The sequence below is a fragment of the Eikenella halliae genome (assembly GCF_001648475.1).
Taxonomy (GTDB): domain Bacteria; phylum Pseudomonadota; class Gammaproteobacteria; order Burkholderiales; family Neisseriaceae; genus Eikenella; species Eikenella halliae.
Genome location: NZ_LXSQ01000023.1, coordinates 199,196 through 219,288 on the forward strand (window position 1 = coordinate 199,196; position 20,093 = coordinate 219,288).

The 20,093-nt window shown below is 59.6% G+C and carries 19 protein-coding genes and 2 pseudogenes; 9 read left to right on the forward strand and 12 right to left on the reverse strand.

All coding sequences use genetic code 11. The annotated features are described in order from the left end of the window. Positions 1-129: 129 nt before the first annotated feature. The 5 genes and pseudogenes from A7Q00_RS14350 to A7Q00_RS10525 form a co-directional block, all read left to right on the forward strand. Positions 130-999: pseudogene (locus A7Q00_RS14350) on the forward strand (RHS repeat domain-containing protein); the annotation flags it as partial. Positions 1,000-1,020: 21 nt separating this feature from the next. Next, positions 1,021-1,332 (forward strand): hypothetical protein, encoded by a 312-nt coding sequence (locus A7Q00_RS10510; RefSeq protein WP_064090480.1) that lies wholly within the window; start codon positions 1,021-1,023, stop codon positions 1,330-1,332. 407 nt (positions 1,333-1,739) lie between these two features. Further along, positions 1,740-2,405 carry a hypothetical protein gene (locus A7Q00_RS10515; protein WP_064090481.1) on the forward strand — a complete coding sequence of 222 codons (666 nt, stop codon included), beginning with the start codon at positions 1,740-1,742 and terminating at the stop codon, positions 2,403-2,405. 158 nt (positions 2,406-2,563) lie between these two features. Next, positions 2,564-2,893, forward strand: coding sequence for an Imm45 family immunity protein (gene imm45 / locus A7Q00_RS13000; RefSeq protein WP_082887830.1), 330 nt, complete (start codon positions 2,564-2,566; stop codon positions 2,891-2,893). A 35-nt stretch (positions 2,894-2,928) separates the two neighbouring features. Continuing rightward, on the forward strand, positions 2,929-4,113 hold the full coding sequence (locus A7Q00_RS10525) for a sugar transporter (protein WP_064090515.1): 1,185 nt from the start codon (positions 2,929-2,931) through the stop codon (positions 4,111-4,113). Positions 4,114-4,192: 79 nt separating this feature from the next. On the opposite strand, the gene A7Q00_RS10530 is transcribed toward A7Q00_RS10525, so the two are convergent. The 4 genes from A7Q00_RS10530 to mpl form a co-directional block, all read right to left on the reverse strand. Continuing rightward, the gene (locus A7Q00_RS10530) at positions 4,193-4,444 is read right to left on the reverse strand and encodes a BolA family protein (RefSeq protein ID WP_064090483.1); all 252 of its coding nucleotides are present in this window, start codon (positions 4,442-4,444) and stop codon (positions 4,193-4,195) included. Positions 4,445-4,741: 297 nt separating this feature from the next. Beyond that, on the reverse strand, positions 4,742-5,851 hold the full coding sequence (locus A7Q00_RS10535; protein ID WP_064090484.1) for a methyltransferase: 1,110 nt from the start codon (positions 5,849-5,851) through the stop codon (positions 4,742-4,744). A gap of 85 nt (positions 5,852-5,936) precedes the next feature. Continuing rightward, the gene (locus tag A7Q00_RS10540) at positions 5,937-6,254 is read right to left on the reverse strand and encodes a hypothetical protein (RefSeq protein WP_064090485.1); all 318 of its coding nucleotides are present in this window, start codon (positions 6,252-6,254) and stop codon (positions 5,937-5,939) included. 69 nt (positions 6,255-6,323) lie between these two features. Beyond that, the gene (mpl, locus tag A7Q00_RS10545; protein WP_064090486.1) at positions 6,324-7,706 is read right to left on the reverse strand and encodes a UDP-N-acetylmuramate:L-alanyl-gamma-D-glutamyl-meso-diaminopimelate ligase; all 1,383 of its coding nucleotides are present in this window, start codon (positions 7,704-7,706) and stop codon (positions 6,324-6,326) included. 241 nt (positions 7,707-7,947) lie between these two features. Here mpl and A7Q00_RS10550 point away from each other — a divergent pair, with 241 nt between their 5' ends. Continuing rightward, entirely contained in the window at positions 7,948-8,862 is a 915-nt protein-coding gene (locus A7Q00_RS10550; RefSeq protein WP_064090487.1) for a hypothetical protein, read from the forward strand. A 238-nt stretch (positions 8,863-9,100) separates the two neighbouring features. Here the strand turns inward: A7Q00_RS10550 and nadD are convergent, their stop codons facing one another. Next, on the reverse strand, positions 9,101-9,715 hold the full coding sequence (gene nadD / locus A7Q00_RS10555; protein WP_064090488.1) for a nicotinate (nicotinamide) nucleotide adenylyltransferase: 615 nt from the start codon (positions 9,713-9,715) through the stop codon (positions 9,101-9,103). A 166-nt stretch (positions 9,716-9,881) separates the two neighbouring features. Then, positions 9,882-10,463, reverse strand: coding sequence for a Holliday junction branch migration protein RuvA (gene ruvA / locus A7Q00_RS10560; RefSeq protein ID WP_064090489.1), 582 nt, complete (start codon positions 10,461-10,463; stop codon positions 9,882-9,884). Between the two features lie 97 nt (positions 10,464-10,560). Between ruvA and A7Q00_RS10565 the strand changes: the two genes are divergently transcribed. The 3 genes and pseudogenes from A7Q00_RS10565 to glmS all read left to right on the forward strand — a co-directional run bounded on the left by A7Q00_RS10565 (position 10,561) and on the right by glmS (position 13,100). Continuing rightward, positions 10,561-11,040: a NemA protein gene (locus A7Q00_RS10565; protein ID WP_082887831.1), complete on the forward strand. Its 480-nt coding sequence runs from the start codon at positions 10,561-10,563 to the stop codon at positions 11,038-11,040. Between the two features lie 89 nt (positions 11,041-11,129). After that, positions 11,130-11,239 (forward strand): annotated as a pseudogene (locus tag A7Q00_RS14355) (IS5/IS1182 family transposase); the annotation flags it as partial. Positions 11,240-11,258: 19 nt separating this feature from the next. Then, a complete protein-coding gene (glmS, locus tag A7Q00_RS10570) occupies positions 11,259-13,100 on the forward strand; it encodes a glutamine--fructose-6-phosphate transaminase (isomerizing) (RefSeq protein WP_064090490.1) in 1,842 nt (613 codons plus the stop codon). Here the strand turns inward: glmS and A7Q00_RS13715 are convergent. From A7Q00_RS13715 to A7Q00_RS10595, 6 genes are all read right to left on the reverse strand, one after another. Beyond that, positions 13,025-13,249, reverse strand: coding sequence for a hypothetical protein (locus tag A7Q00_RS13715; RefSeq protein WP_156503809.1), 225 nt, complete (start codon positions 13,247-13,249; stop codon positions 13,025-13,027). The two genes, glmS and A7Q00_RS13715, sit on opposite strands and share 76 nt — an antisense overlap. A gap of 212 nt (positions 13,250-13,461) precedes the next feature. Next, the gene (locus tag A7Q00_RS10575; RefSeq protein WP_064090491.1) at positions 13,462-14,682 is read right to left on the reverse strand and encodes a heme biosynthesis HemY N-terminal domain-containing protein; all 1,221 of its coding nucleotides are present in this window, start codon (positions 14,680-14,682) and stop codon (positions 13,462-13,464) included. Next, complete coding sequence (locus A7Q00_RS10580; protein ID WP_064090492.1) at positions 14,679-15,926, reverse strand: uroporphyrinogen-III C-methyltransferase; 1,248 nt, start codon at positions 15,924-15,926, stop codon at positions 14,679-14,681. Before A7Q00_RS10580 ends, A7Q00_RS10575 begins: the two co-directional genes overlap by 4 nt. An 82-nt stretch (positions 15,927-16,008) precedes the next feature. After that, positions 16,009-16,854, reverse strand: coding sequence for a uroporphyrinogen-III synthase (locus tag A7Q00_RS10585; RefSeq protein WP_064090493.1), 846 nt, complete (start codon positions 16,852-16,854; stop codon positions 16,009-16,011). A 347-nt stretch (positions 16,855-17,201) separates the two neighbouring features. Then, complete coding sequence (locus A7Q00_RS10590) at positions 17,202-19,064, reverse strand: lytic transglycosylase domain-containing protein (RefSeq protein ID WP_064090494.1); 1,863 nt, start codon at positions 19,062-19,064, stop codon at positions 17,202-17,204. Positions 19,065-19,226: 162 nt separating this feature from the next. Continuing rightward, entirely contained in the window at positions 19,227-19,463 is a 237-nt protein-coding gene (locus A7Q00_RS10595) for a winged helix-turn-helix transcriptional regulator (protein ID WP_245637567.1), read from the reverse strand. Between the last annotated feature and the right edge of the window lie 630 nt (positions 19,464-20,093).

The following is a 20,093-nucleotide window of genomic DNA, read 5'->3' on the forward strand; positions in this document are numbered from 1 at the left end:
GGTGCAGGCTGCTGTTGGGGAAAGGGCTACCTGAAAACGCAGTTAAAATATGCAGGCTGCCTTTTAACGGCTTCAAAGCCCTAAAAAAGCAGCCTGCACATTTTCAGACGGCCTCAATCCGTTCTTGGAGGCCGTCTGAAAAACGAAGAAGTTTCAGGTAGCCTCGAAGAGAAAACCCGCTTCGCTTGGGACGGCAGCCATTTGCTACAGGAAGTCTACCCGGACGGCAGGTATACCTATATCTACACTGACCAAGACTCCTACGAACCGCTGGCGCAAGTCCGTGATTGGACAACCGAAAACGGCGAAAACCGACAACAAACCCACTACTTCCACTGCGACCAAATCGGCATTCCAAGAGAAATGACCGATAAGGACGGCAACCTCTTGTGGTTCGGCAACTACACCGGCTGGGGTCGTCTGAAAGAGGAAACCAAGGTAACGGATAGCGCATACCAACCCTTCCGCCTGCAAAACCAATATGCCGACCATGAAACGGGACTGCATTACAACTTCTTCAGGTATTATGAGCCTGATGCCGGTCGGTTTGTGAATCAAGACCCGATTGGGTTGCGGGGAGGAGATAACATGTATTGGTTTGCACCAAATGCAAATCAATGGATTGATATTTTAGGATTAATACGTGTCGGTAGATGGATGAGTGTTCAAGAATGTCAAAAAATGAAAGCAACTAATAAAGTCATAGAGAGAGATTCAGGAACTACTCATGTAGCAGTCCCCCCAAACCCAAATGCTTTTGGAAAACAAGCTCCAACAGGAAGTGTCTTTGTTGCTTTTGATGTTCCAGATTCATCTGTAAAAATGACAAATACCCAATCAGGCTGGGGAAAAATCCTAGGGCCAAATACTTTGGAGGCACGGTTAGCAAAGAAAAAAGGGCGGCCAGTACCACAAATGCCCGAAGCTACAGACATACAAGTTTGCAAAAGAAAGGATAAAAATGGCAACATTGAAGATAATGAAAGCAATGATTGTTAAAATTATTTTAGGAGATTATCATTGAATAGCATTAACTATCTAAACGATTTTATAACTTATCTAAAAGCATTGGATTTATCTAGCTTTGAAATTCTAGAAAGTTCAGATGAACAATCAATGGAAGTTATGAGTCTAACTTATATATCTGATGAAATTTTAGGAAGATTTACAGTCTTACGTGAGTTAGGAACCATCATAGATATAATTGATGTGGACTCGGAACAACAAATTCAATTAGTAAAACATGATAATGAAAATTTGAAAGATGCTTTAGAAAAATTCCATATTTTTCTAAATTTTTGTCAAATAGACTATAACAATATACATAAGTAGCAAGCGTAGCCTGTATCAAGGTAGGGTGTGTCGCCCCGCGACGCACGCGGTTTCCAAACCCCAAAGGCAGCCTGAAAACCCAAAAACCATCTGAGAACAGCATCAGAAGATTTCAGACGGCCTCCCAAATGCCAAAGAACGCGTGCGTGGCAGAGCCACACACCCTACGGCATGCAGGCTACGCTTGCTGGGGTCGTCTGAAAGAGGAAACCAAGGTAACGGATAGCAAGCCGTAGCCCGCATGAAACCTCCAATACCGACGTAGGGTGTGTGCGGTACGCACGCACGCGGTTTTCAGTTTTCAGGTAGCCCGTCCCTTTTCGGGCTACCTGAAAGCGCAGCTTCCATGCAGTGAAAACGGATACAGTAAACTTCTGCGCAACTAAAAACAGCTAGGCGAATTTGCCATGAACCAATCATCCGTCATTGAAAAGCTGCATCGCGTGTACACCGATTTCCTGGCCTGGAAAAGCGCCGAGTTCGGCAAGCAAGCCGAGCAGGACATTGGTGGCGAATGGGAGTGTAATTATGCCGCCCTGCCCGAAGTGTGGGCGGCGTGTTTCGATTTCGCGCAGCAGATTCCTGCGTACGAATGGCAGCCCGAGCAGGCCCGGCAGCTGCTTTATCTCACCGCACGCGACAACGAAAGCGAATACATCGCCGGAATGTTGCCCGAATCAGCACTGTTGCGGCTGTGTGAAACCTATCGTCAGAAACCCGTGTACGATGCGGGCTGGCAGCTTGCCGTGCAGCTCCCGCGTCTCTCTAACCAAGCCGTTGCATGGCAATGGGCGGAATCTTTCTGCAACGACCCCGACGAATACACTTGCCGCCGTGCCTTGATGGTGTCTGGCAGCCTGCATGCGCCGCACACCGAACGCTATGCCGAACACTTTTGGCAGCGCGGCATCTACCGTGACGTTGCCGGCTGGGATGCGGATGAATACCAGAAAATTGCCGTGTTGCAGGCCTTGGCCGCTATGGGCTCGCCTTTGCTGCCGCAATATTTAAGCCTAGCTAGGCAAGATGGGCGGCGGTATTTAGTGAAGCAGGCGCAGGCCTTGGGCGGCTAGCAAACGCAGCCCGCATGAGTAGGGTGTGCGCGTCCCGCACGCACGTGATTTTCAATTTTCATGTAGCCCGCACCCTTTCGGGCTACCTGAAAGGCGGTGGCTGATGATTTCAGGTAGCCTGCATTTTGGAAACACCCAGTACTGGCATAAACCCAATCATGAAAAAACTGCTTGATTATTACGGCGATTTGAGGCGCGGAATAGTTCTCCGCCTGTCTGGTGCCTATCCGCATGAGGAATATGTTGATTTGATATTGGTGGAGCTGCCAGATGGCAATAGAAGTTTTGGTTTGCTCGTTACCACCAGCCATAAGGCGGGATTGGTTTTGGCGAAACTGCCGCAAGAAGCCGGGCTGGCTGGCGCGTCGTGTATCAGCCGAAAATGGGTGGTGGATAATTGGAATCAATGGGTATATGAGACTTGCCGTGCCGATGAGGTTTATCTGATAGAAAATTACCCTGTTCCCCAGCCGGTAAAGGCTACCTGAAAAACAATTCATCCTTTCCACACATTATGCTCAAAATGCTCAAACATCACCCCCACGCCCCCATCCTGCTGGCCTATCTGCGCGTGTTCGCTATGTCGGTGGCCGCCTTTGTGGTGTGCACCACTGAATTCATCCCCATCGCCATGCTTACCGACATCGGCAAGGGCTTCAATATGTCTGCCGCCGACACGGGCATCATGATTACCGTGTATGCCTGGGTAGTGTCGCTGGCTTCGTTGCCACTAATGCTGCTGGTGGCCAATGCGGAACGGCGAAGGCTGCTGCTTGCGTTGTTTGCCGTGTTTGTGGCCGGGCATGTTCTTTCCGCCGTGGCTTGGAGCTTTCCCGTGCTCTTGGTGTCGCGCGTGCTGATTGCCTTTACCCATGCGCTGTTTTGGGCCATTACCGCCTCGCTGGTGATGCGCCTGGCGCCGGCGGGCAGGCGGCAGCAGGCTTTGGGCTGGATGTCGCTGGGCACTTCCATGGCCACGGTATTGGGCTTGCCGCTGGGGCGGCTGGTGGGGCAGTGGTTGGGCTGGCGGTTTACCTTCGCGTTGATCGGCGTGTTGGCCTTGGGCGTGATGGTGCTGCTGGCCAAAATCCTGCCGCGCCTAGAGAGCAAAAACGCGGGTTCGCTCAAAAGCCTGCCGCTGTTGGCCAAACGCCCGCGCCTGTTGGGGATGTATGCGATGGCGGTGCTGATTGTGAGCGCGCATTTCACGGCCTATAGCTACATCGAGCCTTATGTGCTGGAAATCACCCATATGCCGCCGGATACGGCCACGGCGCTGTTGCTGGTGTTCGGTTTGTCTGGTATGGCGGCCAGCTGGCTGTATTCGCGCTTCTACCCGAAACACCCCAACCCCACCCTGATTGGCTCGGCGGTGCTGCTGCTGGTGTCATTACTGCTGTTTAAGCCTTTAGGCGACAGTACGGCGGCGATGTTTGCGCTCTCGCTGGTCTGGGGCATCGGTATCGGTGTGCTGGGCTTGAGCATGGTTGCACACGTGATCCGCTATGCGCCGGATGCCACCGATGTGGCCAATGCGATTTACTCGGGCAGCTACAACATCGGCATCGGCGGCGGCGCGCTCCTGGGCGGCATCATTTCGCGCCACTGGGGGATGGGTGCGCTGGGCTGGGTGGGCGCCGCCATCGCCGCCGCGGCCTTGGCCATCTTTGCGTGGACGCAGCTTGGGTTTAAAGGCAAGCAGGCGTAAGGCTGTGCAGGGATGTAGAAAAGGCTACCTGAAAACGGAATGGTGTTTTCAGGTAGCCTTTTGATATGGCACGGCGGTGTTATTTGCCGTTTTTGGCTGCCCACTCGGCGGGAGTGGCGGCTACGGAGATGGAAAGGGCGTGCAGTTCGTTGCTGGCCAATCGGTCGGCGAGGCCGTCTTTGATCAGGCGGTGGCGGGCGAGGCGGGGTTTGCCTTCAAAATCGGCGGAAACGATGGCGGCAAAAAAGTGATGGCCGTCGCCTTCCACTTGGATCATTTCGGCATTGATGACTTCGCCAATCATGGCTTGGACTTGTTCGGGAGTGAGCATGTGGATTCCTTATTGATTGCTTATAACGGATTCACAAAAACGCTGCGGCGGCTCGCCGCCTTGTTCTGTTTTGCGAACCCGCTATCGGGGTTTGTGTGAGGGGCGTATTCTACCGTAAACCGTTAGGGTGCGCTTTGTTTGTGTTGGGCGGCGCTTAAAAAGTTTCAGGTAGCCTGTGTCGCGTAAGGGGCTACCTGAAACTTTGATGCGGTTTGCAAACCAGCCCGTGCGGGCGGCGATTTGGCGGAAGCCGCGCTCCCGCTCTATTGCGACTTCGCTTTCGTTGCAGCTCAAGCTTCAGGTAGTCTCTGCGGTGGGCTGCAAAACATATAGGCTCACGGTTTCGTGCAGCCGGGCGGCGGCGAGGGGGTTGGCGGCATCGCGGCTTTTGGGGTGTTGCGGGCGGGTGTCGAGGCGTTGGCTGACGGCGAGGCCGGCGGCGGCGATGCGTTCGGCCAGTTCATTCGGTCGGCGCAGGCCGAGGTGTTCGGCAAGGTCGGACATGATAAGCCAGATTTGCCCGCCGGGATTGAGGCGGGCGGGGGCTTGTTGCAAAAAGGCTTGCAGCATGGCGCTGCCGGGATCGTAGAGGGCGGTTTCGATGTCGGCGGCGGGTTTGGCGGGCAGCCAGGGCGGGTTGCAAACGATCAGGTCGGCGCAGCCTTCGGGGAAAAGGTCGGTTTGCAGCAGCTTGATTTGAGGCAGGCCGAGGCGTTGGAAATTGGCGCGGGCACAGGCGACGGCGCGGGGGCTGTTGTCGGTGGCGGTAACCGTTTGGAGGCCGCGCCGGGCGAGCAGGGCGGCAATCACGCCGCTGCCGGTGCCTATGTCGAAAGCGCTCTGGGCGTGGGGCGGCAGGGGTGCGGCGGCGATCAGGCCGAGATACTCGCCGCGCAAGGGGGAGAACACGCCGAACGGCACATGGATACGCGCGCCGAGTGTGGGGATTTCCACGCCCTTTTTGTGCCATTGGTGGGCGCCGATGAAGCCGAGCAGCAGGTTGAGCGGCAACAGGAACGGCTCGCTGTTTGGTTCTCCGAACACGTCGGCCAGGGCGGCGGATACGTCGGGGGCGCGGCGCAGATTCAGCCGATAGCCGGCATCGATTTCCACCAGCAGCATGTTAGCCAGTCGGCTGCGTTGCGCCTGTTGCATGCGGTGGGTGTGGAAATCGGGCGAGGCAGCGGCGGGAAGCTGGCGTTTCACGGCGGAGAGCAGCTGCACGGCCTGATGATAATCGCCGCGCCAAAGCAGGGCTTGGCCTTGGCGGAAACTTTTGAGCGTGGCTTTGGCAGAAAGGCCGGCCTCGGCCACGGCGAGCGCGGCGGGCGGCTTTTGCGCGGCGGTGTTGCGCCACGGGGCTTGGCGGGTTTGGCCTTGTTCTTGCCAGGTGAGGGTGTGGGGCATGGCGGAGTAGTTGGCTTGGTTCGGGGTTCGCTCTGTTTAAGATTTCAGGTAGCCTGATGGACGGAGGTGAAAAAGTATGGGCGGTTCAATCGCAGTCTGCGCGGATGCCGTGCCGGGCGGCGAGGGCGTAGCAGAGCAGCACGCACAAAAACAGCGGCGGGTACAGGGTGGCGGCAAAACAGGAAAGCAGTAATGCGAGCAGCAGCAGCCGCACACGGCCGCTGCCGAAGCTGCCGCAGTATTCCATCCGTTTGATAAAGGCCACGGCAAATAATGCGGGGAAAAGGGCGTGGAATTTCAGGATAAACGGATAAGTGATGCCGCTGCGCACGAGCCACAAGACGAACAGCAGGTGCAGACCGGGCAGGATAAGGGCGAGGGCGGTAAAACGGGTTTTGTTCATGGTACTTTTCCGGGTGGGTTGATTTTTCAGGTAGCCTCATACATAACAAAGGTTACCTGAAAACTTATTTCACTCCCGCGCCAAGCCGTCCAGCAGCTTCTGATGAATCCCGCCGAAGCCGCCGTTGCTCATCACGAGGATGTGGTCGCCGCTTTGGGCGTTGCTCAGGATGCTTTGCACGAAGGCGTCGAAATCGTTGCCGGTGTGCAGTTTGCCGCCGAGCGGGGCGAGGGCGGCGGCCACGTCCCATTCCACGCCGCCGCCGTAGCAGAACACTTGGTCGGCTTCGGTCAGGCTTCCGGGCAGGGCGGCTTTCATGCTGCCGAGCTTCATGGTGTTGGAGCGCGGTTCGAGCACGGCGATGATGCGCGCGCCGCCCACTTTCTGCCGCAGCCCGGCTATGGTGGTGGCGATGGCGGTGGGGTGGTGGGCGAAGTCGTCATACACGGTGATGCCGCGCACGCAGCCTTTCACTTCCATGCGCCGCTTCACGTTTTGGAATTGCGAAAGCGCTTCGCAGGCTACCTGAATACTCACGCCGGCATGGCGGGCGGCGGCGATGACGGCCAGCGCGTTGAGGCGGTTGTGTTCGCCCAACAGCGGCCAGGCGATATGGCCGACGGTTTGGCCGTGGTGCAGCACATCGAATGCGCCGTTTTCATCCGGCTCGCCGGCCTGCCAGCCTTCTGCGCTGCCGAAGTTTTCCACCGGCGTCCAGCAGCCTTGTGCCAACACGGTTTGCAGGCTCTCTTCGCGGCCGTTGCGCACAATCAGGCCGTTGCCCGGGATGGTGCGCACCAGGTGGTGGAACTGGGTTTGGATGGCGGCGAGGTTAGGGAAAATGTCGGCGTGGTCGTATTCGAGGTTGTTCAGAATGGCGGTGCGCGGGCGGTAGTGCACGAACTTGCTGCGCTTGTCGAAAAAGGCGGTGTCGTATTCGTCGGCTTCGATCACGAAAAACGGTGAGCGGCTGGTCGGATCGGCTTTGGGCGCCTGCGGCAGGCGGGCGGAAATGCCGAAGTTTTGCGGAATGCCGCCGATGAGGAAGCCGGGAGCCAGGCCGGCGTATTCCAACACCCAGGCCAGCATGGAGGCGGTGGTGGTTTTGCCGTGCGTACCGGCCACGCCGAGCACCCAACGGCCATGCAGCACGTTTTCAGCCAGCCATTGCGGGCCGGACACATAAGGCAGGCCGCGATTCAAAATGGCCTCGATCACCGGCATGCCGCGCTTGGCCACATTGCCGACCACATACACGTCGGCGGGAAATTCGTTCAGCTGTTCCGCATCGAAGCCTTCGTACACGGCAATGCCTAAATCGGCCAGCTGCGTGCTCATCGGCGGATACATTTTGGCGTCGCAGCCGCTCACTTTGAAGCCCGCTTCCTGGGCGATGGCGGCCAGCCCGCCCATGAATGTGCCGCCGATGCCGATAATGTGGATGTGTTGCATAGCCGAAAGCCTTATTTGGAAATGGAAAGGCGGAATTATAACGGATTGGCGCGGCATCGGGCATTTGATGCTTGGGTGGCTTTCGGCGGAACAAAAGGCTGCCTGCGGGCGGCGGTTCGGGCGCGGTTGAAAATATTGATGATGCGGTTTCAGGTAGCCTTTCAGATAAACCCTTTGATTTGACAATAAAACCGCTAAAACTTAGAATCGCGCCGTTTTTAAATTTGCAGCCGGATAAAGCATGAGCAAACGTGTGTTGGTGGTGTCGTATTCGCAGAGCGGGCAGTTGGCGCGCCTGAAGGAGAGTTTCCTGCGCGATGTGCGCGGCGCGGAAGGAATCGAGGTGGACGATGTGGTGCTGCAGCCGCAGCGGCCGTTTGCGTTTCCGTGGCGTTTCCTGCCGTTTTTCGATGCCTTTCCCGAAACCGTGCATTTGCAGCCCGCGCCCATCGAGCCGCCGCAGCTGGCGCATGAGCGCTATGATTTGGCGGTGATTGCCTACAGCGTGTGGTTTTTGTCGCCCGCGCAGCCGGTTACGGCGTTTCTGCAAAGCGAGGCCGCGCGGCGCGTGTTGCGCGATACGCCGGTAATCACGCTCATCGGCTGCCGCAATATGTGGCTGATGGCGCAGGAGAAAATGAAGCGGCTGCTGGCCGGTGCGGGCGCGCGGCTGGTGGGCAATGTGGTGAAAATCGACCAATGCGGCAGCGCGGCGAGCTTCATCACCACGCCGCTGTGGATGTTTACCGGCAAACGGCAGGCGGTATCGTGGCTGCCGCCTGCGGGCATCAGCGAAGCGGAAATCGCCGATGCGGCGCGTTTTGGGCGGCGCATCGCCGAGGCGCTGCAGCATGATGAAACATTAGACGAAACGCTGCTGCAACACATGGGCGCGGTGAAAATCAATGAAAGGCTGATTTCCGGCGAGCGGGCGGCCCAGCGCAGCTTTGCGGTGTGGGGCAGGCTGGCGATGGCTGCCGGGCGGGTGTCGCCGCTGTTGAGGCGGCTGGTGCTGTGCGCGTATATCGTGTTTTTGTTGGGGATTATCCTCACCGTGGTGCCGATCGGCGCGCTGCTCAAAACCCTGCTTGCGCCGCTGCGGCGGGAAAAGATGCGGCGGGAGCGGGAATATTATGCCGCGCCTTCGGGTGAGTGAGGCGGGGCTGCTTGAGAAATCGGGCAGCCTTTTTTGCTATGCCGCGTTTAGCCGCAATAATGATTTTTCCATACAGGGCGGCGGGCTGCAGGCTGTACGGTAAGGCAGGCCGATCTGGTGGATGGGGACGAATGTTGTTTGGCGGCGGGGTGTGTGCCGAAATCTCTTAGGCTGGCCGCAGGCGATGTGTTGAGTTTGGTTTTTCAGGTAGCCTTTGTTCCGCCAAGGCTACCTGAAATTATGCGTTGGTTTGGCAATACAGTTGGTGTTGCCGGATATAGTCGAGCACGGCAGGGGGGATATCGGGGCTGGTGTGTTCGGCGGCGAGCTGTTGGCGGATTTGGCTGGAGCTGATGGGCAGCGGCTCGGCTTGCAAGATGTGCAGGCGGCCTTGGGGTAGGGCTTCGGCCAACCAACTTTGCAGTGGTGCGGGAGCTTGGGCGAGGTTGCTGCTGGGGCGGGGGGCGGCGGCAATGCGGCATTGGCGCACGAGATTTTGCCAACGGTGCCAGGTGTGCAGTTGCAGCAGGCTGTCCATGCCGATGAGCAGCCAGAGCTCGGCGGCGGGGAAGTGTTGGCGGAAGATTTGCACGGTGTCGTGGGTGTAGGTGGCGCCTTGGCGGACGATGTCGCAGTCGCTCACGGCGAGGCGGGAATCGGCTTGGGCGGCGATTTCGGCCATGGCGAGGCGGTGGTGGGCGGCGGTACGGGGGGTGGTTTTGTGGTAGGGGTCGCCGGCGGGCAGGAGGATGACGCTTTCTAAATCCAGCTCGTCGGCAAAGCTGCGGGCGATGTGCAGGTGGCCGTTGTGGATGGGGTCGAAGGTGCCGCCGAAGAGGCCGATGCGGGGCATGGTGGGATTCCTTTGCAGTGGGTTTCAGGTAGCCTTGGGGGTGGGCGGCGCCAATTCGCTTAACTTTTGCTATGGCATTGGCTCGCTTTGCTTGGGCGGTGTGTTGATTTGCCATAAAGGGGCTACCTGAAAATGGTTCGATAAATTTCAGGTAGCCTTTATCTGTTTATTTCAGCAGGTTTTTCAGGGCTAAGCGCACACCTTCGCCTACTTCGGTGCCGGGCGGGATACCTTTGGCGGCGGCGCGGGCTTCTTTTTCGTTGTAGCCCAGGGCGAGCAGGGTGCTGACGATGTCTTCGCTGCTGTCGCCTGCTTGGGCGGCGGGCTGGGCTTGGGCGCCGCCGGAGGCGGTGAGTTTGCCGCGCAGTTCGAGTACCATGCGTTCGGCGGTTTTTTTGCCGATGCCGGGGGCGGAGGAGAGGCGTTTGATGTCTTCGGCGGCGATGGTGGCGGCAAGCTCGTCGGCGCTCATAGCGGAGAGGATGCCGAGCGCGGTTTTGGCACCGATACCGCTCACTTTGATGAGCTGGCGGAAGGTGTTGCGTTCGCTGTGGCTGCCGAAGCCGAAGAGAAGGTGGGCATCTTCGCGCACGATGAGCTGAGTGTAGAGCGAGACGGTTTCGCCCACGGGGGGCAGGGTGTAGAAGGTTTGCATGGAAACGTCGGCTTCGTAGGCGACGCCGTTTACGTCGATAACGACTTGCGGGGGGATGGCTTCGATGAGTTTGCCGGTGAGCTTGCTGATCATGGGGTGAGGCTACCTGAAAAATGGGAAGAGGGGCATTATATCGGTTTATTCAAACGGGTTATAATCGGGCATTGATTTTGATTGGATTTAAGGGGGTATGATGATGAAAAAACGGAATTTTGCGGCTGTTGCCTGCGTTGCGCTGTTGGCCGGCTGTTCGGGCAGCAATGTGCTGCTGGGTTTGGGCGTTGCCGGCCGCCATCTGGGCGTGGGCACGGGCTTGAGTATTCCGGTGGGCAGCCGGAATAACGGCAGCAATGTGCAGGATTTTGGCAATTTGCGCATTATTGAGGAGCAGGTGGTTACGTATTTCGATGCGCAGGGCAAGGCCGTGCCAAACGAAGTGAAGGGCGGCTACTACCGCCAGCTGCTGAGCCGCCAGGGCAGGGATTATTTGGTGCAGGATTTTTACGAGAGCGGGCAGAAGCGCAGCGATGCCATGCTGCTCACCCGCGAGAGCCTGTATGATTTCCGCGCCCATCCGCAAAACGGGGTGCTCACCACTTATGCCATCAACGGCAATATTTTGTATCAGCAGAATTTTAGAGACGGTAAGATGGTGTCGGCTTCGTATTAAAACAGGTAATATTGGCGAGCCGGGCTGCCTGAATGGCGGCCTGGTTTGCTATAATCTGCCCGATTTTTTAGCCGCTTCGGCGGCTTGCAACCAAATATAGTGGATTAAATTTAAATCAGGACAAGGCGGCTAGCCGCAGACAGTACACACGTTACGGCAAGGCGAGCCAACGCTGTACTGGTTTAAATTTAATTCAATAGTATGAGAAGGACTTTGCAATGTGCGGTATTGTGGGCGCAGTGCGCGCCAAGCAGAATGTGGTGGATTTTCTTACCGACGGCCTGAAGCGGCTGGAGTATCGGGGCTATGATTCTTCCGGTATTGCGGTGGGCACGGAGCAGGGCGTGATTGAGCGCGTGCGCCGCGTGGGCCGCGTGCAGCTGATGGAAGACGCGGCCAAGGCGGCCGGCCTGTGCGGCCACATCGGCATCGGCCACACCCGCTGGGCCACGCACGGCGGCGTAACCGAGCCCAATGCGCATCCGCATATTTCAGGTAGCCTGATTGCGGTGGTGCACAACGGCATCATCGAAAATTTCGAGGAAGAGCGCGCCCGCTTGCAAGGCTTGGGCTATGTGTTTGAATCGCAAACCGATACGGAAGTGATTGCCCATAGCGTACACCACGAATACACCGCCAACGGACACCAGCTGTTTGCCGCCGTGCAGGTCGCTTGTGCGCGGTTTCACGGCGCGTATGCGATTGCCGTGATGGCGCAGGATAAACCGGCAGAATTGGTGGTGGCACGTATGGGTTGCCCGCTCTTGGTGGCCTTGGGCGAGGGCGAAACCTTTGCCGCATCAGACGTTTCTGCCGTGGTGGCCTTCACGCGCCGCATCGTGTATCTGCAAGACGGCGACATTGCCGAATTGGGCAGCGAAGGCATCCGTCGCCTCGCCGACCGCAGCGGGCAGGAGGCCAAACGCGAAGTGCGCGTGTCCGAGCTGTCGCTCACCTCGTTGGAGCTGGGCCCTTACAGCCACTTCATGCAGAAGGAAATTCACGAGCAGCCCAAGGCGATTGCCGACACCGCCGAAGTATTCCTCGGCGGCGGCTTCGAGCCGGAAAACTTCGGTGCCAAAGCGCGGGAAGTGTTCGAACACATCCGCAGCATCAAAATCTTGGCCTGCGGCACTTCCTATTACGCCGCGCTCACCGCCAAATACTGGCTGGAAGCCATCGGCAGAGTGCCGACCGATGTGGAAATCGCCAGCGAATACCGCTACCGCGACGTGATTGCCAGCCCCGACCAACTGGTGATTACCGTATCCCAGTCCGGCGAAACGCTGGATACCATGGAAGCCTTGAAATACGCGCAATCGCTGGGGCAGAAGCACAGCTTGTCCGTGTGCAACGTAATGGAATCCGCCCTGCCGCGCGAGAGCGAACTGGTGCTCTACACCCGCGCCGGCGTGGAAATCGGCGTGGCCTCCACCAAGGCCTTTACCACCCAGCTGGTGGTGTTGTTCGGGCTGGCGGTTACCCTGGGCAAAATGCGCGGCCATGTTTCCGAGCAGCAGGCGCAGTCTTATATGGAAGAGTTGCGCCAGCTGCCCGGCAGCATCCAGCACGCGCTCAACCTTGAGCCGCAGATTGCCGCCTGGGCGCACAAATTCGCCGAGAAAAACAGCGCCCTGTTTTTGGGGCGCGGCATCCACTACCCCGTGGCCTTGGAAGGCGCGCTGAAACTCAAAGAAATCACCTATATCCATGCCGAAGCCTACCCCGCCGGCGAGCTCAAACACGGCCCCTTGGCGCTGGTGGACGCGAATATGCCCGTGGTGGTGATTGCGCCGAACGACAGCCTGCTGGATAAAGTGAAGGCCAATATGCAGGAAGTGGGCGCGCGCGGCGGCGAGCTGTTTGTGTTTACCGATTTGGACAGCAACTTCCAGCCCAGCCCCAATGTGCACATCATCCGCACCCCGCGCCACGTGGGCGTGCTCTCGCCGATTGTGCACACCATCCCCGTGCAGCTTCTGGCCTACCACGCCGCCTTGGTGCGCGGCACGGACGTAGACAAACCGCGCAATTTGGCCAAATCGGTAACGGTGGAATAGCGTTGTTGGAATGAAAAAAGGCTACCTGAAAGTTTTGGGCTTTCAGGTAGCCTTTGGTTTGGGGTAAATATCAGTTGGTTGGGATTGCGGTATACGTTGGCGGTAAAGGTGATTTTGTGGTTGGTGGAGACAGGGTAAAGTTTTGGCATCAATGGAGATAGCGAATGAAATTTGCGGCAGTAAGGCTACCTGAAAAAGGTTATTCGGCGAAACACAGGTTCTCCTGCTTTTCTGTTGGCACAGCAAATATCAGTTGCGCTTATCCCTCAATATATTGATTTGAATAAAGGCTACCTGAAAACCAATTTGGCCAATTTCGTTTCGGACAGTTGGTTTTCAGGTAGCCTTTTTGCCGTATGCCCTATTCGGCAGCGGTTTCGTCGTCTTCCGGGGTGATTTCACTCAGCACCAGCTGGCGTTGCTGCTCGGCCTGCTCGGGTTTGTCCATTTCGTCGAACACTTTGGCCAGCACCAGGCGTGCCTGTGGGGTGGCTTGGGCTTGCAGGCTGGCTTCGAGATAGCCTTGGGCTTTGCCCCACAGTTGTTTGGCGTAGGCCATTTGGCCGAGGTGCAGCAGCAGGGCGGCGTCTTGAGGGGCGTCGTGCAGCCAGCCTTCCACGGTGTCCATGATTTTCTGCTGTTCGCGCGGGCTGAGGTAGCGGGCGGCTTCGATCATGGGCGGCAGGAGCTGGGCATTGCGATGCTTGGGATAGTGGGTTTTCACCCATTTCACCACGCGGGGATACTGGCCGATTTGCAGCATTTTTTCGGCAATCGGGGCGCAGAGTTCGCCTTCCTGGATTTCTTTGGGAATGCGGCCGAGGCAGGCTTTGAGCGCGGGATAGTCGGTGGCGAGGGCGAGGAGTTCGCGCCAGGCCCATTCGCGGTATTGGGCAGCTTCGGCGGCGTTGAGGGCTGAAGCTTTTTCCAGTTTGGCCACGCGGTCGAGCACTTCCAAGGGGTTGTTTTGCTCGAACATATAGCGCAGCTGCAGGCGCACCAGGCGGGTGAGCTTGGGGTTGATGGCGGCAGCGGCGGCCAGGGCGGTCTCGGCGGCGGGATAATCCTGCCGGTTGAGCGCGGATTCGGCTTCGAGCAGGTGGCGCGAGAGCTGGGCTTTATGCGGCAGCTGGGCGATTTCTTTCAGGTAGCCTTCGCGCTTGGCATCGTCGCCCATTTGGTCGGCGCTGTGCACGGCGAGCATCAGGGCGAGGGTGCGGTTGTGGCCGGCTTCTTTGTTTTCCAGCACTTTGGCGGCTTCTTGCTCGGCGTGTTGGAATTTGCCTTCGAAGTAGGCGAGGCCGGCTTTGTTGAGCGCGATTTCGGCATGATGCGCCTGGCGGCTGCGGCCGAAGCGGCGCACGCGGCCGGGGATGTTGATGATGCCGTTAATCAGGCGCAGCAGCAGGTAGAGCAGCACCACGAATACGATCATGGCGCCCACAAACAAATGCAGGTTTACCGCAATCTGGGTTTGGGTTTGATCGATAACGATATATACGTTGCCGCTGTAATGCTGCGCGGCAATGGTGAGGCCGACTGCGGCGGCAAACAGCACGATAATCCAAATCAGGCCTTTCATGATTCAATCCCCTTGCGAGCGGCGGAAGCCTGAGCAGGAGCAGGAAGCGCGGGGGCGGAGGCTGCCGGTGCGGGTTGGCCGGCCGGTGCGGGCACGGAAACGGGCGCGGCGGGCTGCGAAGCGGCGGCTTCGGAAGCGGCTTCAGGCTGGCCGAGGATGTCGCCTTGGCGCTGCTGGCGATAGTCGGCGATGGCTTTCAGGCTTGCGGAAAGGCTGTCGCCCACGTTGCCGCTGCCCGGCTGGATGGCTTTGAGCTGGGCGATTTCGCTCAGCCAGGATTGGGCAGCGGGGGTGGCGGCATCAAAGTATTGGCGCACGGCATTTTCCGAGGCGGCCAGGTCGTTTTGGTAAATATCGTTTTGGCGCTGCATCAGGGCCACGCGGGCGGAGAGCAGGTGCAGGCGCAGGTTTTCGCGCACATAAAACGCCTGTTCGGGCGACATCAGGAGCGCGTCGGTGCTGTTGAGGCGGCGGATTTCCACCATGCCTTTGAGGCCGCCTAGGGTGCGGTTCCAGGCTTGGCGCCACCACGGGTCATTCGGCGATACGGCAGCGGGCGCGGCGGCCTGCGGCGGGCGCAGGCTGGAATCGGCCAAGAGCGGCAGTGCGCCCACGGCGGCTTCCAGACGGCTCAAGCGCAGCGCGGCGTTGGCGGTGTCGGTGAAGGGGCGCTGGCGCAGTTTGGCCAAGTCGGCACTAACGGCCTGTTTCAAAGGCAGCAGCTGCGGCTGCTCGAAACGCGCCAAACGGGCATCCAGCCCTTCGAGCACGGCTACGGCGGCGGGCACGTTGTCGGCAATCACCAACTGCTGGCCGGCCAGATTGAGCGCGGCTTCGGCTTCGTCCACCACCCAGTCGCTGCGGGTTTTCAGCAGCTCTTGCAGGGCGCGGTTGTTGGCGGCGGCTTCGGCTTGCTGGGTTTGCATATCGTTTTGCAGCTGCTTGATTAGGGCTTCGTTGTCTTGCAGCTTGCGGCCGGCATCGGCTAACAGGGCGGCGTTTTGCGATTCGCCCAAGGCAGCCTGATTGATTTTTTGATCGAACTGGATTTCCTGGCGTTTGAGCAGGTTTTGCCCCTGCACAAACAAAAAGCCGCTGGCGCCTAGGCCGAGCACGGCCAGCACGAGGGCAAACGCGCCCAAACCTTTGCCGCCGGATTTAACAACCACCGGCGCAACGGGGCTGGCCGGGGCGGGAGCGGGAGGCTGGGGGGCGGGTACGGATTCGTTTTCCGGTTGGCTCATGCTATTCCTTTCATATTATTCAATCGGTTGTGAGGCTACCTGAAAGCCGGTGCTGCGTTTGCGCGCATTGGAATTTCCATTTTCAGGTAGCCTGAGTGAGGTGCTGCCGTTCGGCAATTAAAGCGTTTTCCAGCTCTGCAGCCGAACGGAGCAGGTGGATGCGTGCCGCGCCTGCTTGGCCCAGTGCCTCGGCAATGCGCGGATGATGGGTGAAGTATAGCAAGGATTGCAGCCGCTGGGTTAGGCTTGCGGGCGCGGCGGCAAACAGCAGGCGCACTTGTTCGGCAGAGGTAATCCACGCGGCGGCGGGCTGTGCGGCGGCAAACAGCGCCCAATCGGGCGCGAGCGGCTGGCGTTGGTAAATATCGGCACAGGCTACCTGAAAACCGTGTCGGCACAGGCTTTCGGGCAACAGGTTGCGGCCGTGTGCGCCGCGCACGATCAAGATATTCGCGCCGGGGTTCAGCGTGCACCACAGGGGCAGGGCAAGCACGGCTTCGCTGTCGTGGCCGCCGTCGGGCGCAACGATATGGGCAAAACCGGCCTGCCGCAAGGCTTTGGCCGTGCCGCTGCCTACGGCGATTTGCGGTTGCGGCAGGCGGGCAATGAGGCTACCTGAAAAAATGGGCGGATTGGGTTGGGTATTCGGCAGGAGGCTGCTTGGTTCGTTTTCAGGTAGCCCGGTGCTTGGGGCGGCAGGGCTACCTGAAAGCAGCGGCAGGGCGGTTTCCACGGCGGTGGGGCTGATCCAAACGGCGGCCGCGGCCTGCTGCAACTGTGCGGGCAATCCGGCCAGCGCGTTTGCTTCGGGCTGAATATGGATGAGTGGGAAGGGCACAGGTTGCCAGCCGGTGCGGCGGCATAAGTCGGCATCGGCGGGAATACGATTGGCGGGGCGGATGATGAGCAGGGCTGGCGGGTTGTGCATCGGTGAAGATGGATTCGGAAATGGTTGGCCTGATGTTTTCGCTTTGTATGGTGGGCTAAAATCGCCGTGCTGCGGCATTGGCCAGCTTGGGCGTATGGCCTTGTGCGCCCTACGGCTCGCCGCCTGGCATTATTGTGATCCACTATTAAGAAGCCCGGCTTTGGCGGTGCGGAAACCTTTTCAGGTAGCCATGATGCAATGGCGGAAGGCTACCTGAAAAAAGGGAAGGCATTTGCCGTATACCGGAAAAATCGCTGAAAACCTTAGGCGGGGCTTTCAGCGATTTTATCATTCCATCCGCTCTTCCGCTTGGCTGCTCCGGAGGCAAAACGGTTCGGCAGGCTTCGTCAGCGCGCGGGGATGATGCCCAGGCGGCGGGTGAGGGAGGTGTTCGGCTCGCCCAGCAGGCTGGCGTAGTAGGTGGCGTTGGCCATGACGCGTTTGACGTAGTCGCGGGTTTCGTCAAACGGGATGGTTTCGGCATACACCGCGCCTTCGAGCGCGGTGGCGGCCTGCCAGTTGCGGGCGCGGCCGGGGCCGGCGTTGTAGCCGGCGGTGGCGAGCACTTCGCTGCCCAGGCGGTTGCGGCCGTCGCCCAGATACCAAGTGCCCATACGGATGTTGCCTTCGATGGTGTGCAGTTCGGCAGGGTCCATGCCGATTTTGCCGGCAATTTCGCGGGCGGTGGCGGGCATCACCTGCATCAGGCCGGTGGCGCCCACGCGGGAGCGCACGCCGATCATGAAGCGGCTTTCCTGGCGGATGATGCCGTAGGCCCAGGCGGGGTCGATATTGGCTTGGGCGGCGTAGCGGGTAACGCTGTCGCGGAAGGGGGAGATATAGCGCAGGTTGTAGTTGATTTGGCTGTGGGTTTTGTCGGCGGCATAAATGCCCATCTCGTAGAAGCCGGCATCGTGGGCGAGCTTGGCGGCGGCGAGCAGGGTGGGTTCGTTAAAGCCGTCCACGGCATAGCGCCACTCGGCCTGCGCCTGTTTGCGCATATCCCAATCGCCGCTGCGCTGGGAGGCGCGGAATAGGCTGAGGGCGCGGGAAATTGCGCCGTCGGCGGCCACTTGGCCGGTTTGGCTGCTGCCGGGTTCGGCGGCGGTGTTGCGGGTGTTCACTTGGCCGCCGAGGGCTTCGGTGGCGAGCAGGGCGTAGAAATTGCGGCCGGAGGCGGCGGCTTGGCGGTAGTATTGCTGGGCTCGGGCGGAATCGCCGCTGGCGGCCAGGCTGCGGGCGAGCCAGTATTGCCAGGCGGGGTCGGCGCGCAGGGTGTCGGGCATGGCTTCGATGATGTTTTGCAGATCGCTCCAGCGGCCGAGGCGCAGGGCGCTGCGGGCATACCATTCCCAGTGTTCTTTGCCCAGCTGGCTGCGGTCGGCGCGGTTGAAGGCGTCGAGCGCGGCGGGGAAGCGTTGGTTCAGCGCGTAGTGGTGGCCGAGCACGGCCCAGGCGAAGCCGGTTTGGGCCGGGCTGAGGCTGGCGGAGAGGTTTTGCAGGCGTTGGGCGGCATCGGCCTGTTTGCGGGCGTTTTGGCCGATTACGCTGTGCAACAGGGCTTCGCGGCCGCCTTGGCTGTCGGGCGTGGCGTTGGTGAGCGGATCGGGCAGGGGCGAGCCCAAGGCAGCGGCCAGGCGGCGGGCGTCGCTGATTTGGTTGTTGGCCAGCAGGCCGCGCACGCGCCGCCAGGCGGCTTCGGCGGGCAGTTTGCCTTGGGCGGCGAGCTGCTCGAGCAGGCGGTTGCAGCCTTCTGGCTGGCGGCCGAGTTCGGCCAGCACTTCTTGGGCGGCATTTTGGTTTTCCTGCCCGGCCAGCGCGGCGTAGCAGCGGGTTTCCTTATCGCGGTTGGCGGGTTTCAGGTAGCCGTATTGCCGGGCGAACTCTTGCCATTGGCCGCTGCGGCCGAGCTGTTTGAGCCACTGGTTGCGCAGGCTGTCGGCCATGGCGCTGGGCTGGGCTTGGGCGAGGAATTGGGCGGCCTGGCCGGCATCGCCTTGTTTGAGCGCGGCTTGGGCGGATTGGAAGAGTTGGTAGTCGGCCAATACTTTTTCTTCGGAATCGCTGCGGCGTCCGCCGGGCAGTTGGATGGTGGCGGCGCTGCTGTCTGTGTTGATGGGCTCGACCGGGGTTTCGGTTTGGCTGGAGCAGGCGGCGAGCAGGCTGGCGGCGAGGAGGGGGAGGCTGTGTTGATAGACGGTTTTTTTCATGCTGGATGTCGGCTTGGATAATTCGGAACGGCCTAAGGCTACCTGAAAGCGGCGGGGCAATGAAGCGGCAGGCGCAAACAGACGGCGGGTTTTACTGCTTTTTACGCAGGAAAAGATTTTCAGGTAGCCCGATGAAGGAGGCTGCCGGAAAACCGAAATGCCTCAGCCGGGCGGCTCGGGCAGGAAGCTGCCGCGCTCATTGATGACTTGGTTGCCCCAGTCGGTAAGCATCTGCAATGCGGGCAGGAAGCTTCGGCCGAAGGCGGTGAGCGCGTATTCCGTTTTCAGCGGCGGCCTGCTGCCGAACACCTGGCGGGAAATGAGCCCGTCGCCCTCCAACTGCTTGAGCTGGCGGCTCAATACCGCTTCGGTAACGCCGGAGACCCGTTTTATTTCCACGGCACTTCGCCCGCGCTCTACAGCCGCGAACAGATTCGGGCGTGGGCGGAAGAATGCGCGGGCGGGCTGGTGGAATTACTGAGGAAGCTGGGCGGCTGAGGGTGGCCTGTGGCATGGCCGGCTGAGGGATTTCGGGCGGCTTTATGTTTTCAGGTAGCCTTTTGTGGCAGGCGGAACGGGCTGCGCCTGTTTTGGCTGCCTTTGTTAATAAAGGCAAAACCTGCCACTAGAATTGTAAGCCTAGGCTCGGATGATTGATAATAAGTTCGGCTGAGGCGGCAAACCGCCGCAGGCAGGTTTGCCGCCGCAGCCCCCGCTGTGCAGCCCCCGCTGTGCAGCCCCCGCTGTGCAGCCCCCGCTGTGCAGCCCCCGCTGTGCAGCCCCCGCTGTGCAGCCCCCGCTGTGCAGCCCCCGCTGTGCAGCCCCCGCTGTGCAGCCCCCGCTGTGCAGCCCCCGCTGTGCAGCCCCCGCTGTGCAGCCCCCGCTGTGCAGCCCCCGCTGTGCAGCCCCCGCTGTGCAGCCCCCGCTGTGCAGCCCCCGCTGTGCAGCCCCCGCTGTGCAGCCCTTTTTTCGGGCTTTTGCAGCATCGTTCATTTTCCAAACAAGGAGACCGAATTATGCAGAAAACCC